Source organism: Virgibacillus sp. JSM 102003, from assembly GCF_041949995.1.
Lineage (GTDB): Bacteria > Bacillota > Bacilli > Bacillales > Amphibacillaceae > Lentibacillus.
Genome location: NZ_JBHFQH010000002.1, coordinates 23,871 through 38,008, shown reverse-complemented (window position 1 = coordinate 38,008; position 14,138 = coordinate 23,871). Strand labels below are relative to the sequence as shown.

Here is a 14,138-nt window from a genome sequence, read left to right as displayed (position 1 = left end):
GTAAAAACATCAATGCTGCAAAGGGGGCAATTAAGTAAGAAGGTATCTCACTAATAAAAAAATGATAGAAAACCGAACCAATAGTAAAAAGTGCAATAATAGAATTTACTTTCCTTAATAATTCAATCTATCTCCCCTCCCTTCAATTTCCCTTTACTTAAAAGAATGGGATAAAATAAAAAATATTGTTGAATTCTCTTAGTCTATTTTAACACAGAGCTTCAAAATACTTGAAAGCTGGGGACAACTATTCACTTAGTAAGTGCTGAGATATTACGACGCTAAATACAAATAATGTCAGCAATGTGAATCCTCGTTCCGCTTAAACGAAGAAAAAATGTTCAAAGGGTAATGAAAAGAATCCTCATTCCGTTAACCGCACAAAATCATAGAATATAAGGTTCAAAAGGGCAAATAACGGAATTACGTTCCTATAGTCAGCAGTATACATATTTTATTGATTACAATAGGAAACCAAACTTGTTATATATACTTTCTCAACCCAAAACCTTCTCCATACGAATGTCTGACCACATTATATTTTGCCAAAAGGTAAAATCTTGGATCCATCCAATTTCCTGGTAGCCCAATTTCTTATACAGCTTGTGTGCCTGCAAGTTAAATTCAAACACACCCAGTTCAATTCGCTTAAGGCCTTGCTGCATAATTTGTTCCTCTAAAAATTGGATTGCCATATAACCAATCCCTTTTCCCCGCGCTTCGGGCTCACCAATCGTAATGCCTATCCAGGCGGTTCCAGGCACTTTCTTGTATAGATGAGGTGGATCGACCATGTAATTCATTTCCCCGATCAACTTGTCATCTAGATAAATTAAGTAGATGTGATGATGTTCTAGTCTTTGGTTAAGGTCATCTATTGTTATTACGTGTTGTTCTAGATCCGCTTTATTAAGGGTGGGTCTGGTTAATGGAACTAAGTTAGGGTCGTTTTCCCACTGGTTAAACATTTTCACTATGGTTGGTGTAGGTTCCGTTAATTTTATAAAGTAAGTATTCATGGGAATCTCCTTTTAACTATTAATGTAGAGTTTTCACCTGCATATGTAACTAGAAATTTCTAACTCCACAGCAGTCTCATTATATCATTTATCGCTGTTATTTTTGTCCTCTACTTTTAATTATAAATAAAAAAACAACACCATGACTGAGTAAGTGATGCTGTCTCTTTTAGTTATTCACTTTTGCCGTACACAGAAGCATTAATTCATCCAAGGAATAAGAGCTGTACCAAGCGAAGAGAAGGATCCTCCCAATTCTTATTCCCGCAGTAATTGATTTGCTGAGAATATTGCTGCTTTATCCTGAAGAATATCGCCGGGTCTATTTGCTTCTCCAATAATGTAGTCCTCAAATGAAGTGCCTATAAAATCAAAGATATATTGAAATTGCTGAATTAGCGGAAGCCCTTTAAAGTAGGGATTATCTCCTCCTACTGCAATGACATAGGCTTTTTTAGAAGCCATACTCGTTTTAAAGTGAGGATAGCTTGCATCCCTCATTGTTTGAGACCAGCGATCAATAAAATTCTTCAGTGTTCCTGACATGCCGAACCAATAAATTGGGGTAGCAAACACAAGAATATCATGCGGTATAATTCGATCAATGATTGAATTATAATCATCATCTACTTCCTGAAATCCACCTTGGGTATGGCGCAGATCCTCAATAGGATGAATATCATAATTACTCAGATAAATTTTTTCTACAGATAATCCCTGGACAGCTTGATCAGTCAGCATTTCCGTATTGCCATTTTCCCGTGTACCTCCATAAATAATTGCAATAGACATATAGCACATGCTCCTTTTCATTTACTATTTTTATCTTGCTGTTCGATTACTTTTAGCTTATGATAAAACCACAAACCAATAAAGATGATTATTTTAATTGATTCAATCGAAAATAACGATTGATAGAGGTGAAAAAATGGAAACTAAACAATTAATTACATTTAAAACAGCTGCAGAAACGTTAAATTTCACAAAAACAGCAAAGATATTAAATTTTGCACAATCAAGTGTAACAGCCCAGATTAAGGCACTCGAAAAAGAACTTGATACACCTTTATTTGAACGACTTGGCAAACGATTATATCTCACAGAATCCGGTCGGCAATTCAAAGCATATGCTGATAAAATGCTTGTACTAACCGAGGAAGCTCGACTGGTCACAAGCGGCTTAGAAGAGCCATCAGGAACACTTGTTATTGGAGCACAAGAGAGCCAATGCACGTATCGTTTACCACCAATACTTAAAGAATTCAAAGATCAGTTCCCAAACGTTAAACTCATTTTTAAACCAGCCCACTCGGATGAAATGGCTAAAGAAAAACTGCTTGATGGAAATCTGGATGTAGCTTTTATTATGGATACACTCAAGCCAGGAGACGCTTTAACAATTGAATCTCTCACACAAGATAGGATGAAACTGGTAGCTGCTCCTGACCACTCCTTACTAAATAAATCACAGGTCTTCCCAAAAGATTTAGAACAGGAAACCCTTTTGCTTACCGAAACAGGGTGCTCCTATCGTACGTACTTGGAAAATACCTGGCGAGAGGCCGAAATATACCCTACTAACAAATTTGAATTTGTTAGTATTGAGGCAATCAAACAATGTGTAATAGCTGGACTCGGAATAGCTATTTTACCTGAAATGGCTGTTGAAAAGGATCTTAAAGAAGGATTAATGAAAGAGATTAAATGGAAACAGCCTGCCTCACCTTTTTTCACTCAAATTGCCTGGCATAAAGATAAGTTAATGACAATACCATTGCAATCTTTTATCGAACTAACCCGAAGGACCCTTAAGGATACTCAAAAAGAGTAAGCTACAAAGTTTTGGTAGCTTACTCTTTTTTTCACCTATCTAATTCCGCTGCTAATTGCATAAATTCTTCTGCATCTTTTATACATAACTGCATTCCTTTTTCAAAGAATGCTTCTTGCGTTATATCTTCTCCTAAATGCTTCTTTGCTAAGTCTTCGATAGACATGCTTCCTGAGTCTCTAAGCATTGCCAAATATCGCGTTTCAAATTCTTTTCCTTCTTCCTTGCCTTTTGCATATACACTCAATGCAAATAGATAACCAAATGTATAAGGAAAATTGTAAAAGGGTTTATCTGTGATATAAAAATGTGGTGTAGAAGCCCAAGTATATGCAGGTATATCTTCTAACGCTCCATCATAGGCTTCATCTATCGCCTGGTCCATAAGTTGATTTAAACGGGAGGATGAAACCATACCCATTTTCCTTTCCTCATAGAACCTTGTTTCAAATAAGAATCTGGAATGTATATTCATAAAATTCATTACACTACGCTTTAATTTCTCATCTAGTAAAAACAATCTCTCCTTAGGTGAATCCGTTTCATCCATTGCTGCATCCAATACAATCATTTCTGCAAATGTGGAAGCCGTTTCAGCTATACTCATTGGATATTGTCTATTAATGTGATCCACTGCATTCATAGCGTGATTATGAAAGGCGTGACCTAATTCATGAGCCAGAGTTAACACATCCGTTATATGACCACCATACGTCATAAATACTCTCGATTCTTCAGAAAGTGGAAATCCAGCACAAAAGGCGATTGCTGATTTATTCGATCGATTTTCTGATTCAATCCACTTTTTATCGAAAGCTTGACGGGTGAAATTCTCTAATTCAGACCCAAACTGGCTGAAATGTTTCAATATAAAATCTACACCCTCTTGATAATCTATTGTTTCCATAGATTGGTTGACAGGAGCCCAAAAATCGTGCGACGGCAGTTTTTCTTTCCCCAACATTTTAGCCTTGTCGTTTAAATAGTTGGCAAAGGGTTGCTTATGCCGATTCACCACTCTCCACATTGCACTTAATGTTTCTTTTTCCATTCTGTTATCTTTTAAAGGTTCATATAAAACATTTTGAATACCTTTTCTCTCGTATATTTGCAACCGGAATCCTGCGATCCGATTTAATATTGTTGCGAAGGTATCAGATTTTTGTGACCAGGATTTCTCAAGAAGAGCAACTGATTGTCTTCGTACTTTACCGTTCTCATGGGAACGTAAATTTCTTGCTTGTCCGACAGAAAGTTCTTTAACCTTTCCTTCAATAGGATTATCAATTCTCATTTTGGCAACTGATGAATGATACAAGTCCCCCCACCCATGATAACCATCTACCATTAAAGAGGAGATGGTATTTTCCTCTTTTTCTGGCAGCAGTGTAATTGCTTCTTTCCGCCATTCTCCAAGCATAAATTGATAGGTTTCTAATTCTTTACTTTCTATTATACTTTTCCAATTTGAATCGTTTGTTAGAGCAAGCGCCAATTGAAATCTTCGCATCAAGGAATTAAAATGGGCTTGATAAGATGAGACTCTCTCTTTCCAGGTTGCTGCATTTTTATCCCTTACATCCTCTGCAAGTAAGCAAGTTATTAAAGATGAAATTTGCGATAGATGTATCTTAATATTCTCTATAACTTGAATGAGATCTACAACCATTTTTGCATCATCACTATCTTCTAGAGCCTTTAAAATGTTTACCTTCTCTTCAAAATTGTTTACTTCATTTTCTATGTATTCTATTTGGTACTGTAATTGAATGGAATTACTTCCTGAGTTAAGAAGAGAATCTAAATTCCAATTCACCGGATATAAAACACCACCCATACCAACGCCTCCTATTGTTTACACAAACAATGAATTAAATTGATGTTCAAGCTCCTTTACTAGATGTCCATAATTAATCGACGGGTCTTTCACAATTAATCGATTACTAAAACACCTGGAAAAATTCTTAATATTAATCTTTTCATGCAACTTATTTTCTGAAACAGATATTTCTTTCATCCAGGTTCTAAGTGTCGATAACGGAACCTTTTCATATTCAATCATCGCCAACACGGGGGTTGCAATTCTCTCATCTTCTTCAGCAGCAAAAACACATGGTGCGTTTACTACTAATTCCGTCACCCCTTCCCACAACAGCATACACGAATCAATATCAGCATGACGATTTTTAACAAGTTCATCGATTGCATCAGAAACATGTGCCGGGGCATGTGCCCAGCCCTTACCTTCAACAAAATCCCGATAATCCTTCTCAAGCCTGCAATAACTAACAACTAGTTCTACAACACTATTATACTCAGACTTAGCAAGAAATTTATCTTGATTATCGCGATATAACAACAAAGTGATCAATAGAGAAGAGAACGACCTAAGAAAGACGCTATCAGTTCCAACCTCGCCTAGCTTATAAAACAACATTTCACCTGAAGTCGCATAGGCTAACAATTCCTTTACTTCATTGTTTGTAAGGTATTTATTATGTATCAGTAATTTAATGAGTGCCTGATAACCTAGTTCATCCCGTAATTCTGCATCAGTAGATCCTAATACACTAACCACTTCTAAAACTGTTTGATATTCATCTGTATCATCAGACACTTTATGTGTTTCATTTATGAGTTTATGTAGTTTCTCTTTCATTTGTTTTTCATTTTCCATCTTTTTTCTATGCTCCTTTTGGTCCTCGACCTCATTCATAGTGGGCCCTGCCATTCATAACACGTCTGTTATAATTCCTTTTTCAACTCCAAATTGAATAAGACCTGCATAAGGATCTCCAGTAATACCTAAGATTTCACAAAATGCTGGTTCTGTTTTGTATCCTTGTTGTTTAAATTTAATTACTTTCTCTCTTAATTTACTATCTTGTTGTAACAGTTCAAATTCAATAACCATATGAAGATACGCGTGTTGTTTGTGTACAGGCTGATTTTGACCGAATAACTCGAATTCAAAGTTGTTGAAGAAGAAATTCGCTTTAATAACCTCTTTATTTCTTATAGTTGTTTTCTTGATCTTAAAGCTTTCTTTACAGGAATATAGACTTTGAAGACGTTCTATAAAATAATTCAATTCTTGTACTTCCATGATAATGTCTAGGTCTGAATCCTCGACATCAATTCCTATCGGCAACGTTCCACATAATACAGGATTATACATACTCAATTCATTAAAAATACCCAGTTCATTAATTGCTTTGTACGCTGTTTGCTGGCTTTCGTTACCAGATTCCATCCTTTTGAATAAATTATAGCCAATCAACACAATACCTTCCCAACTTATAAAGATTTCTTGCCTTCCAAAACAATATTAAGTAACCTAGCATTTGATTAACTGTAAAAAAATTAATATCCCCCACTAAAGGTTGATATATCTCAATTTAGGTCAATATCCTAATGAGGACGATACAACCTTGATCCAAGTCGATATCCTGCCTCTGAATTTGATTTACCACAATTCAAGTTGATACCCCACTCCTACTTCTGACCAGCTTTTCCTTTTTCGTTTAAATCCAAATATGATTTAATTTCTTTCTTACTCTTAAGCCTGATTATTTTCTTTTCAGGACCTGTTTTCCTGAATGCTTCAAATCTACTCTCCATCTTTTTCTTACGGGAAGAATAAGTAGTAACGATGAATTTCAGAAACTTATAGTCTAACTTTTCCTTGCACCCTTCTCCCATGTCTGGCCGGGTTTTCCCTATATGTAAGATCCATCGCTTAATAACGCGATACAGACAAACGATCAAGGGAAGCTCGAGATAAATAATTGTATCGGCCTTTTGGGCTCTAATATCATATGTACTATTGTAATTGCCCTCAATAATCCAGTTATCCTGGGCTACAATTTCCTCCTGACTAGCTCTAAATTCTTCTTTTGGTGCTTCTATCCAGTTTGGTTTCCAATGAAGGACATCAAGGTGATAGACATTTATATTTAGTTGTTCTCCAAGTTTTGCCGCAAAGGTAGACTTCCCAACACCAGCCGATACTCCCATCACCATGATGCGATTCATATTGAATCAGCCTCCTAAACAATCTCGTTATCTAGCACATATATCACGAAAGTTTTTTTGACATGTTATAACTTGTAGCTTCATAACCCATTTTCTCGTAAAGCGCGACTGCTCTTTCATTATGTGCAAACACGTGTAAGCTTATTTGATTGATGTTTTCTGACTTCGCATACTCTTCCAAAGCTATCATAGTTGCCTTTCCATACCCTTTGCCACGTTGATCATCATCCAACTTAATGTCATAAATAAACCCGTGTTTTTCATGCTGTTTTGTTCGTATGTTCAGCCACAATGTCCCAACCGTTTCAATGCCATACATAATAGAAAAAAGTACATGGTCATTCGTTTCAAGACCATCCGGTAACAACTGCTCGAACTGTTTCTTGGCTTTATCCAAAGCCTCTTCTTCACTCCAGTTTCCTGCTTTCACATGTTCATTAGCATATTCTTGTATTGCGTTATTATAATACTGGTTAAAAGCCTCTTCATTCATAAGAGCTAATTTTACAGACATATGTGTACTCTCCTTTATTTTCAATTTACCTTAAAATTCAACTAAGAAAGGCTGCATATGTTGGTTTAAACAATACTCGATTCTTTGCTGAAAATTTTTCCAAGTAACCATTTCCATAGCTTGTTTAATTGGAAAATATCCAACCTCTAAACTCTCAGAACTTGTTGTTGGTTCTCCTCCAATTGGGTTACCCAAGAACAAGTTATTGCATATCGAACCATTCACATTTTGAAATATACCACAAAACTTGGTTATCTCAATATCAATGCCCGATTCTTCTTTTGTTTCTCTAATTGCAGCATCCTTTAGTGATTCTCCCTCTTCAACTTGTCCACCAGGCATTTCCCATCCTCTTCTTGGTCCTTTGATTAATAAAATTTCTTGCTGTTCATTTAAAACAATGGCTGCCGCAGAGACTATATGCTTTGGTGTTGTCATATACTCCCTCCCCCCCTAATCAATATTATTTAGTATAACATTAGTTTTTTTTAAGCGAAGGATGTAAATAAATAAACGAAGCAATTGTCGCTATAATACCGCCAATCAGTATCGTAATTTCTGTTCCAAATTGTTCAGCAATAATCCCCGCTGCCAAAGCTGCAACAGGCATTAATATCCAAGTCATAAAGCGACTAGTTGCTTGCACACGGCCTAACAAATGATCAGGACTCAAGGTTTGACGGATGGTTACAATGCACGGACTCATAATGGCAGCAGATATTGTGCCTACTGCATTCATCAGTGCTAACCACATGAACGTATCCGAAAAGCTGAACACTATAATCGAAATACCACCGATCGTTCCTGATAAAAATAAAATCCTTCTATAGGAAAAATAACGCTTCAGTAAATTTGTAACTAAAGCACCGCCTACTGCAGCAACCCCTCCAATTGATAACAGATAACCTATGTGTACTGTATCTAATTCAATTGTAGACTTTAAATGTATCACCAGCATGGTTAAAAAAAGAGTCGTTCCAAAAACAGAAAAAAGCATGGCAATGTTGGTGTACAGGATAGGCTTTTGTTTCAAAACAAAGACAAACCCTTCCCTTATATCTGCAAGGATTTTCGAACGACTTGTATTCTCATTTCGACTGGGACTATCAATCTTTAAACTTAATACAATTAAGAAACCAATTAAGAAACTTATGCTGTTTATTAATAGACCAACTCCAGGATTAAAAATACTGATGATTATTCCACCTAACCCTGGTGCAATAAAAACTGCTGTTTGAAATATGCCTGTATTGATTGAATTAACTAATTGTAAGTCTTTCTTTTGCACCAGTTTAGGGACTGATGCAAACTGGGATGTATTATAAACTTGCGTTAAAACACCTACTATAAATGCTCCCGCGTATACTTCCCAAATAACAAGCGAGTTCATCATATGTAATAGCCCCAACAAACCTATCGTTACAAATCTGCCTAGATCACAAATCATCAAGATTCTTTTACGATTAAACCGGTCTGCCAGCACTCCAGTAAATGGCTGTATTATGATTGGCAATCTTTCTAAAGCTGCAACGATTCCCATACTTAAAGGAGATCCTGTTAGAGCTAAAACAATTAACGGAAGAGCAATTAGATATATTTGATCCCCAAAAAAAGAAATCAAATTTCCCCCGATAAACCTGAAAACCTGATAATTACGCTTAAATTCCGGTGTTTTCTCTTCTGGATAGACTTGTCCGACTGAAGATTCCATCCCATTCCTCCTTGAATTAGGTTAATTATCTTGCAAAAATAGCTGCAGTTCTTTAGGTAAAGCAGATAAAGCTTTTTCATTAATCTCATATTTATGTGAATTTGATGCTACTAATCTTGCTGATTTCATTATTTTCAAATGGTGGTGAACGGTTGTCTTACCCATCCCCAATTCATCCGTTAACTCTTGTAAGGATAAGCTTTTTTCCTTAACTATTTTCAAAATCTTTAGGCGGTTTTCATCTCCAAGTGCTTTATACCTTTGCACCAGCATTTTATTCGGAACGTATTTATTGTCACTAGAAATGCTTTCATTGGCGACGGCATAGTAGAATACTTTAACACCTTCTAAGTCTGCCTCCACGTTCCAGGGACGGTAAATGTATTGAGGAATGAGAAGAACTTGAAATACACTTGGTTCCGGATAATAACGTGTACCATCTGTAGCCCATTCTACAAACTCTTCTGGTCCCAATTTTTCAATCATCCTTTCTTTTGCTTTCATATCTTTAATCAGTATAGACTCCAATTCTTCTTCATCAGGTTCAATCACTGCCTTATACCAACCTGACATCACTTCAATTAAATGGCTTTTTAATGCTTCCGTATCAACTTCACTAATGAACTTCAAATAGGAAGGCAGAAAAGAATTCTCTTTTGTAATTTGCTGAAGTTTCTTAAGAGCACCATCTGACCCTTGGATTAACTGATTGATTAGTTCTTTTTGTTCTTTTCCAAGATACGGGATTGCTATCGTTTTTAATTCTTCCGATGATAGTTTATCTACAAAGGAATTAAAATCAGCTAAATTCTTAAAATCTTCTTGATGCAAAAGTTGAAGGAGTGTCTTCCACGTATTATGTGTTTGTACATACTCCAGGTGCTCAGTCATTTCCTTAGTCATGGATTCCTTAATCGTCTCCCTGTTTTGCTTCGGCAGATCAAGGGTCTCAACAAGGGAATGATTCGTAATAGCAGCTATACCTAGTGCGCATTCCCATAAAAGTGAATATTTAATTTGAACTTTATATGTTTCTCTTTCTTTCGTTCTCATCGAAAATATATCCATTTTATCTCCTCCTAGCTATATTCTATATTATTAGTATTATTTATTCAATATAATTAGAATATAATTCAAATAAAAAAAGACACCCAAATTGGAGTGTCAGTGCCTAATATTCTAATGAGGTTATTTATTGGATGAGTTCAATTAATGAAGTGTATTTCTGAAAGAGGATAGTTATGATGCAGGCACTATTTTATTTGGTACGGCGACTTGTGATTTCTGTTTCCACTTCATAAACGTTAATCATCTGAATCCCTCCTTTTAACTTACGATCTCAGTTTAATTGTTTACTTCGTACGGCGACCAGCAACTTCTAATTCCACTTCATATATATTAATCATCTAAATCCCTCCTTATCACTTTGTAGATTTACAATCTTAGTTTTATCTTTACTTCGTACGTCGATTTGCGATTTCAAATTCCATTTCGTATATATTAGTCATCTGAACATCTCCTTGTTTCTTTGATACTCTTAGTATAAGTAAAAGATAAGCCTTCCAAAACGGCTATGAGCATGAACTTCACTCAACCTTTAGACTGATATTTTTATAAGACCTACTGAATGCCTAAGATGCATTTCTGCACTGCAAAAAAAAGAGAACCTCTTCCGTGATAGTCAATATCACAAAGGAAGAGGTTCTCATTTTGTTATTATGATAAGCTGAATTTACATTTTCTCAACAGGAATCCATATTTCACTTTTAAAAGTTGCTGAATTAAAATCATTGTTTTCATTCCACAAGATTTCAGGTCCTTTTACTTGTTGATAGTTTGAGGATGGAAACCATTCAGAATAGATTCGGCCCCAAGTATTCTGCAATGTTTCGGGAAAAGGCCCAACGGATTCAAAGACAGCCCAAGTTAAGGCTGGCACCTCAAGTTCTGTCCAGTCTCCTTGGCAATCATCAGTTGTTGCTACACCTATATAATGGTCAAGTCCTCCCTTTTCCTCCATACGACCTTCTGAGAAATTAGTGGATGCCTGGATCAAGCCTGTAGGTTCAACATTTGAAAAACGCTTAAGCTGATTTATCTTGTCCGCATTCAACGTTTTCCACATAGCAGTGATTTTCGGATTTTCTCCTTGAAAAACAATAGGAACTCTTTTCATGATTCCAACGATTCGAAAGTTGTCTTTTTCCTCAATCCGATAATTCATTTCATTTCCTCCTTCAATTGATAATTGAAAGGTCATTCGTGGATAAGCTTTAAGTAATTGACCATTTTTTCTAGCTTCTGAAGGTGTAATACCATGCATACTTTGAAAAGCTCTGGCAAATGAATCTGGTGATTTGTATCCATATTTAATAGCAACATCAATAATTTTTATGCTGCTATTATTCAGTTCAAATGCTGCCAGCGTAAGACGTCTTCGGCGGATATATTCTGATAATGTAATACCTGCAAGGAAAGAAAACATCCTTTTAAAATGATATTCAGAACAAAACGATTGCTTGGCAACTTCTTTAAAATCAATATCGTACGTAAGGTTTTTTTCAATATAGTCTGTAGATCTGTTCATGTTCTTAAGCAAATCCATTAAATAACCCTCCCTTCATCAAAAGAATAACAAGACTTGAATAAATCTAACCGACAATCCGTGCACAAAAATGCAGGGTCTGTTTCTATTAAATATCAGACACGGTTTAAATGAGTATCCTTGAATTCTGTCGGATACTTTAATCCATATCCAACCATCCTATCCATTCCAATATGTGCTGACCATATTAAACCAACTGCCAGAGCGGTATGATTAGATACTATGATACCAAAAGTAGTAATAGCTATCGGTGTAGTATATGTATGAAAAAAATTATAAAGATTAGAACCAACCTTATTATTTAATAGATACCCAAGCATTGAAATATCCGGTACTAATAATAGGATTAAAAACAATATCCAGCTAAATTGGCTATACCCATAAAAGAAAAGACTTAGTGCTAAAACGGCAGCACCTTCTACGTGCAAAAGTAACCTCATCAATAAACCACCTCCTATTCCTACAGCTTTGTTTGATTAAGCCAGTTGACCGTTTTACGTTTTCCACAAATAAAAAGATTCATATTAGGAAGTCACCTCGCAAGGTCCGTTTTTATTTAACAGTTGATTCCAGTTCTTCATTTCTAACTTCTATTATATATTTCTCATACACATGTTCTTTCCCACCATTTTTCTGATACCAGTCCTGAACTCGGTTGACGTGAGACTTGTCGCTTCTAACTTTTGATTCAATTTCTAAGTATTCCTCATAACTGTCATATTCCCAAATAGCAAAAATTTCTGCGGTATTATCAGCATTTCCCTTCATCCAACGCCCTATCAGACGAGCGCCATATTTTAACTGATTGGGTAAGTTAGTGTTATTAAAATGAGCATTAAAAATATCCACGAATTCCTTTTTCACAATATAAAACTTCCTTCTATAAAACAAAAAGAATACTCCCTTCTCTTTCTTTTATTAGTAAATTTGGCATTCGCCAAGCCTATAATCACCATTAAATTCACGATAAAAAATGGCTTTGGAGAAAAGTCCGAGCCATTTTTATCTCTAATCTCTTGTAAAGTTAAAGCTACCCAATAATTTAATACTCCAATTGTCGCAAATACAAGAGAATTTCTTCTTCGTTCAATTTTTTTATGCTGTATTTACGAATCTTGCTGTCAATTTTCTTTTGTTGTTTACTTCCCATACTGAATCTATTGAGTAATTGAAAAATAATCTCTCCCCAAATACCTGCTGTACCACGGAATCCCAGATGAAATCCCAATTGTTCATTTTCCGTAAGCGGCAGTTGTGTGTTTTCTTAAAATTCTTTTTTATAGTCTTCCTGAATTATAATATGAGATTCTTTATTCGTTAACGCAACAAGCAATTCTTCAGCGTTATTTGCCTTAAAGTAACTAGCATTCTCATTAAATTCCAACACATTAACCCCCTAAAAATCCTAATAATTAATTCAATTTGACATTAACTAAGGAGTCAAATTCCTTAGTTAAGGAAAGCATCCGTTAGCAGAAAAGGATTTATAAAAAAATAGCCAATTCTTTTACTCCCATAAAAGACATTAGCGCCGACAAAACTATATATAAATAGCCGAACTTACTCCTCTTTTTGATATGGTCAATCCCAAAGAGCAAAAACAGCACAGCCAAATATAGGGAACTAGTATATAGCGGTATTTCTTCAATATAGAAATGGAAGATAAACACATTACAATACCTAAAACAGCAATAATACCTTTCGTTATATTCAAGTCCATCCCTCCTCCAAATTATCAATTCCTTCTTCAACTCTTGCACCAGTTACTTTAAGTATATTATTTCACAATCAAGGATGAACTTTTTATGTGTTATAAAGGTTTCACAGCGTCTACTATCAGAGAAACAAAACCCAGCTCACCATTCATATTCCGATGGTCAAAACGTTTGGAACGGTAGATAAATCCCTTCTTTTCATCCCATTCATTATAATGAAACTTTCCTTCCTCATCACAATATTCCAAAAGAGTAACGTCAAAACCGGCTTCTTCAAACATAGAGCTAAATGTTTTATAATTATGTACAATTTTATGACTTGCTGCTGGATGGTCTGTAGGTCCAGGTCCTCCTACTTGTACTCCTTCTTGATAATCTTCATCAGGGAAGAAAACATCAGGAACAGCACAACGTATGTAACCACCAGGCTTTAAAAATTCATAACAAATTCTTGCAGCCTTTTCTCCTTCTTCATAAGTTAGGTGTTCCCAAACATGTTCTGCTAAAACAGCTTCAAGTGAGTCAGTCGAAAACTGATTCTCCCAGTCAACTCTTCTTAACAAATTTAGTTCATCTTCTTGCGTTTGAAGCCATTCTGGATTGTTATTATGTTCACCTGCACCAATTACGACTTTTAGCTTTTCTCTTAATACCATATTACCCCAACCTCTCGTTAAGAAAGTTTCTTATTATTAAATACTTTCTTTT

At 35.5% G+C, this 14,138-nt stretch carries 16 protein-coding genes; 1 reads left to right on the top strand and 15 read right to left on the bottom strand.

Annotated features, from left to right (window positions below):
• Positions 1 to 497 precede the first annotated feature (497 nt).
• Together ACE1TG_RS02505 and ACE1TG_RS02500 are read right to left on the bottom strand one after the other, a co-directional pair.
• Positions 498 to 1,019 (bottom strand): GNAT family N-acetyltransferase, encoded by a 522-nt coding sequence (locus tag ACE1TG_RS02505; RefSeq protein ID WP_375050784.1) that lies wholly within the window; start codon positions 1,017 to 1,019, stop codon positions 498 to 500.
• A 258-nt stretch (positions 1,020 to 1,277) separates the two neighbouring features.
• The gene (locus tag ACE1TG_RS02500; RefSeq protein ID WP_375050783.1) at positions 1,278 to 1,811 is read right to left on the bottom strand and encodes a flavodoxin family protein; all 534 of its coding nucleotides are present in this window, start codon (positions 1,809 to 1,811) and stop codon (positions 1,278 to 1,280) included.
• Between the two features lie 136 nt (positions 1,812 to 1,947).
• On the opposite strand from ACE1TG_RS02500, the gene ACE1TG_RS02495 reads away from it, so the two are divergent.
• A complete protein-coding gene (locus ACE1TG_RS02495; protein WP_375050782.1) occupies positions 1,948 to 2,850 on the top strand; it encodes a LysR family transcriptional regulator in 903 nt (300 codons plus the stop codon).
• 31 nt (positions 2,851 to 2,881) lie between these two features.
• Here the strand turns inward: ACE1TG_RS02495 and ACE1TG_RS02490 are convergent, their stop codons facing one another.
• The 13 genes from ACE1TG_RS02490 to ACE1TG_RS02430 all read right to left on the bottom strand — a co-directional run bounded on the left by ACE1TG_RS02490 (position 2,882) and on the right by ACE1TG_RS02430 (position 14,086).
• Positions 2,882 to 4,687, bottom strand: a complete 1,806-nt coding sequence (locus ACE1TG_RS02490; protein ID WP_375050781.1) for a M3 family oligoendopeptidase — start codon at positions 4,685 to 4,687, stop codon at positions 2,882 to 2,884.
• An 18-nt stretch (positions 4,688 to 4,705) separates the two neighbouring features.
• Positions 4,706 to 5,566, bottom strand: a complete 861-nt coding sequence (locus ACE1TG_RS02485; protein WP_375050780.1) for a DUF2785 domain-containing protein — start codon at positions 5,564 to 5,566, stop codon at positions 4,706 to 4,708.
• Positions 5,567 to 5,581: 15 nt separating this feature from the next.
• Positions 5,582 to 6,103, bottom strand: a complete 522-nt coding sequence (locus tag ACE1TG_RS02480; protein ID WP_375050779.1) for a DUF4269 domain-containing protein — start codon at positions 6,101 to 6,103, stop codon at positions 5,582 to 5,584.
• A 242-nt stretch (positions 6,104 to 6,345) separates the two neighbouring features.
• Positions 6,346 to 6,885: a P-loop NTPase family protein gene (locus tag ACE1TG_RS02475; protein WP_375050778.1), complete on the bottom strand. Its 540-nt coding sequence runs from the start codon at positions 6,883 to 6,885 to the stop codon at positions 6,346 to 6,348.
• Between the two features lie 43 nt (positions 6,886 to 6,928).
• Positions 6,929 to 7,399: a GNAT family N-acetyltransferase gene (locus tag ACE1TG_RS02470; RefSeq protein ID WP_375050777.1), complete on the bottom strand. Its 471-nt coding sequence runs from the start codon at positions 7,397 to 7,399 to the stop codon at positions 6,929 to 6,931.
• Between the two features lie 30 nt (positions 7,400 to 7,429).
• Positions 7,430 to 7,837, bottom strand: coding sequence for an NUDIX hydrolase (locus ACE1TG_RS02465; RefSeq protein ID WP_375050776.1), 408 nt, complete (start codon positions 7,835 to 7,837; stop codon positions 7,430 to 7,432).
• Between the two features lie 40 nt (positions 7,838 to 7,877).
• A complete protein-coding gene (locus tag ACE1TG_RS02460; RefSeq protein ID WP_375050775.1) occupies positions 7,878 to 9,110 on the bottom strand; it encodes an MFS transporter in 1,233 nt (410 codons plus the stop codon).
• Positions 9,111 to 9,131: 21 nt separating this feature from the next.
• Positions 9,132 to 10,178, bottom strand: a complete 1,047-nt coding sequence (locus ACE1TG_RS02455) for an ArsR/SmtB family transcription factor (RefSeq protein ID WP_375050774.1) — start codon at positions 10,176 to 10,178, stop codon at positions 9,132 to 9,134.
• 664 nt (positions 10,179 to 10,842) lie between these two features.
• A complete protein-coding gene (locus tag ACE1TG_RS02450) occupies positions 10,843 to 11,715 on the bottom strand; it encodes an AraC family transcriptional regulator (protein ID WP_375050773.1) in 873 nt (290 codons plus the stop codon).
• Positions 11,716 to 11,810: 95 nt separating this feature from the next.
• On the bottom strand, positions 11,811 to 12,158 hold the full coding sequence (locus ACE1TG_RS02445) for a DUF4260 domain-containing protein (RefSeq protein WP_375050772.1): 348 nt from the start codon (positions 12,156 to 12,158) through the stop codon (positions 11,811 to 11,813).
• 109 nt (positions 12,159 to 12,267) lie between these two features.
• Entirely contained in the window at positions 12,268 to 12,606 is a 339-nt protein-coding gene (locus tag ACE1TG_RS02440; RefSeq protein WP_375050771.1) for an NIPSNAP family protein, read from the bottom strand.
• A 151-nt stretch (positions 12,607 to 12,757) separates the two neighbouring features.
• Positions 12,758 to 12,943: a hypothetical protein gene (locus tag ACE1TG_RS02435; RefSeq protein ID WP_375050770.1), complete on the bottom strand. Its 186-nt coding sequence runs from the start codon at positions 12,941 to 12,943 to the stop codon at positions 12,758 to 12,760.
• Positions 12,944 to 13,525: 582 nt separating this feature from the next.
• Positions 13,526 to 14,086, bottom strand: coding sequence for a class I SAM-dependent methyltransferase (locus tag ACE1TG_RS02430; RefSeq protein ID WP_375050769.1), 561 nt, complete (start codon positions 14,084 to 14,086; stop codon positions 13,526 to 13,528).
• Between the last annotated feature and the right edge of the window lie 52 nt (positions 14,087 to 14,138).

Excerpts from the sequence above, each read along its gene's own strand:
- ACE1TG_RS02450 (WP_375050773.1), bottom strand. The coding sequence starts at position 11,715 with ATGGATTTGCTTAAGAACATGAACAGATCTACAGACTATATTGAAAAA.
- ACE1TG_RS02460 (WP_375050775.1), bottom strand. The coding sequence starts at position 9,110 with ATGGAATCTTCAGTCGGACAAGTCTATCCAGAAGAGAAAACACCGGAA.
- ACE1TG_RS02490 (WP_375050781.1), bottom strand. The coding sequence starts at position 4,687 with ATGGGTGGTGTTTTATATCCGGTGAATTGGAATTTAGATTCTCTTCTT.
- ACE1TG_RS02495 (WP_375050782.1), top strand. The coding sequence starts at position 1,948 with ATGGAAACTAAACAATTAATTACATTTAAAACAGCTGCAGAAACGTTA.
- ACE1TG_RS02485 (WP_375050780.1), bottom strand. The coding sequence starts at position 5,566 with ATGAATGAGGTCGAGGACCAAAAGGAGCATAGAAAAAAGATGGAAAAT.
- ACE1TG_RS02465 (WP_375050776.1), bottom strand. The coding sequence starts at position 7,837 with ATGACAACACCAAAGCATATAGTCTCTGCGGCAGCCATTGTTTTAAAT.
- ACE1TG_RS02475 (WP_375050778.1), bottom strand. The coding sequence starts at position 6,885 with ATGAATCGCATCATGGTGATGGGAGTATCGGCTGGTGTTGGGAAGTCT.
- ACE1TG_RS02505 (WP_375050784.1), bottom strand. The coding sequence starts at position 1,019 with ATGAATACTTACTTTATAAAATTAACGGAACCTACACCAACCATAGTG.
- ACE1TG_RS02430 (WP_375050769.1), bottom strand. The coding sequence starts at position 14,086 with ATGGTATTAAGAGAAAAGCTAAAAGTCGTAATTGGTGCAGGTGAACAT.
- ACE1TG_RS02455 (WP_375050774.1), bottom strand. The coding sequence starts at position 10,178 with ATGGATATATTTTCGATGAGAACGAAAGAAAGAGAAACATATAAAGTT.
- ACE1TG_RS02500 (WP_375050783.1), bottom strand. The coding sequence starts at position 1,811 with ATGTCTATTGCAATTATTTATGGAGGTACACGGGAAAATGGCAATACG.
- ACE1TG_RS02480 (WP_375050779.1), bottom strand. The coding sequence starts at position 6,103 with ATGGAATCTGGTAACGAAAGCCAGCAAACAGCGTACAAAGCAATTAAT.
- ACE1TG_RS02470 (WP_375050777.1), bottom strand. The coding sequence starts at position 7,399 with ATGTCTGTAAAATTAGCTCTTATGAATGAAGAGGCTTTTAACCAGTAT.